General features: G+C 56.7%; 2 protein-coding genes. Both read left to right on the plus strand.

The window, feature by feature from the left end:
- The first annotated feature begins 409 nt into the window (after positions 1-409).
- A complete protein-coding gene (locus AB4043_RS23335) occupies positions 410-1,360 on the plus strand; it encodes a LysR substrate-binding domain-containing protein (RefSeq protein ID WP_442308240.1) in 951 nt (316 codons plus the stop codon).
- Positions 1,361-1,412: 52 nt separating this feature from the next.
- Positions 1,413-2,145 (plus strand): DMT family transporter (locus tag AB4043_RS23340; protein ID WP_442308241.1); only part of this gene is annotated, 733 nt, incomplete at its 3' end.

Raw genomic sequence — 2,145 nt, forward strand, 5'->3', positions numbered from 1 at the left:
GCCGATACGTGTTGATGTGGACGTAATCAACCTTACGCAATCTGGCCGTAAGTCTACCTGGATGCGCGACGTGAATCCGGCGGACTATCACGGGAAAATGCTGCAGATCAGAGCAATACGTTAGGCTCTGATGATCGGAACGGGCGAAAACGTTCAGTCGTTCCGGAGAACGGCTCTTCATCCAGACATTGTTTAAAGAATCGTTTGCGTATCAACTGAGCTCCCGCTCCCCTGCGTCCAGGCGGAGGCGGAGGCCTTTGTCTTGAAGGAAGATAAAGATCGTGTTAAGATCGCGGTCAACAGCGCACTTCAGCATCATTTCTAAAAGAAATCATTCCTTCCCATAATTGTCGGCTGAACAGCTCATGCTATCGGCGAAGCTCCATCCATGTGTCTGAGGAGAGTTCGAATGGATTTCCGGATTAGCCAGTTTCGATCTTTCCTCGTGCTTGCCGAGACTCTGAACTATGCCAAGGCAGCCCGGCTGCTGTACATGTCGCAGCCAACGCTTACGGCACAGATCAAATCTCTGGAAGAAAGTTTTGAGGTGCGTCTTTTCGAGCGCTCCCGGCAAGGTGTCTCGATCACCGCAGCCGGCGGGGAGCTCCTTGGCGTAGCTCGGGCGGTTCTTGAGCAATTGGAGCAGGCAGGCAATCGCATGAAGCAGGCTGAGGCATCACGGCCGGTGCGCATCTGCTGCAGTCAGGCTGGACAGTTTGAAGTGCTTCCAAAACTGCTTCGTTCCATGGCGGAGCGACACCCCGAAGTTCAGATGGAGTTTCAGGCAATGGTGCCCGGCGAGAGGTTGCAGGCTTTGCAATCGCGCAGGGTCGATCTGTTGATGATGACCCTGCCGGTCTACGCTGAGGAGGTTCAGTTTGAAAATCTGTGCTCAGAGTCCATGGTTGCGGTTCTGCCGGACCGTGAACCTTACTCCTCCATGACAGAGATCTCCGTCGCGGAGTTCGTACATGAACCGCTGCTGACGGTAAGTGCGAAGGAGTGTTTGCGGTGCACACCTCTCGCGCTGGCCGCGCTTGCGCAACACGGCGTGGCCCCGGTGCGTCTCGTCGAAGGCCCGATCGACCACAATGCAAGGCTCGCAATCGTCGCCGGAGGCAGAGTGGTTGCCATGGCAGGTACGTCTTCAGCGCAGCTGCAATTCCCCGGTGTGATTCRCCTGCCATTCCGTGAATCGGTGCAAGGATCTCAAATGGGGATGGCGTGGCGCAACGAGGAGGATCTTCCCGAAGGGCTGCTTCTGGTGATGGAAGAGCTTCGACGTTTGACCGGCGGGCAGCGCGAACCGGTTATTCTCGTGCGGAGTTCCGGGGCCTTTCCAGCGCGCATCAGCGCTTGATCGTCGATTCCCGCGGAGAAAGGCAGAGCACGATCCAGGAGAGCGGAAGAGGATGCGTTCACGCAAACATCTCGGCGGATTTCTCCTGCTCTCTCTTCTATGGGGAAGTACATGGGCGGCGATTCGTGTCTCCGTGCAACATATGCCAGTGCTGCGGTCGGTCGCGCTCAGGTTTCTGATCGCGAGTGTCGTGTTACTGGTCGGGATGAAATTGCGGCGCGAGTCTTTGCCGGCATTGCGTGAATGGCCAATGCTTATCGGTTTCAGCTTGCTTACGATTGTGATTCCGTTTTGTATGATCGGCTGGTCCGCGGGGAGGGTTTCCAGCGGCCTGACCTCTATCCTCTTTTCTGCCTCGCCTCTTGTAGTCCTCCTTCTGGAAGTGATCGCCTGTGCACCGTCGCATCGCCGGCGTCTTAGCCGAGGTGTGCTAATCGGTCTTTTATCTGGCGTGATCGGCATTATCTGTGTCATGCACTCTGCCAGGTCGTCTTCCTCAGAGGTTGGCGGCGTGGTGGCAATCGTCGTGGTGGTTTTGCTGGGATCCTGGTCGGGTATCACAGCTCAGAGACACCTCGGGCATCTGCCGCCGTTGACAGTTAGCGGATGCCTCTCCGTGAGCGCTGCAATCCTGATCGGCGTCGCCAGCCTGCTGCTTGATCGCGGCAAATCTACACGGTGGGACATGAGCGCTGTTGAGGCAATCCTGTTTCTCGGCATTTTCAGCAGCGCTCTCGGTTTTTTCCTTTTCTACTGGCTGCTCCGTGAGGTGCGACCGTACACCC

It is taken from the genome of Terriglobus sp. YAF25, assembly GCF_052113305.1.
Taxonomy (GTDB): domain Bacteria; phylum Acidobacteriota; class Terriglobia; order Terriglobales; family Acidobacteriaceae; genus Terriglobus.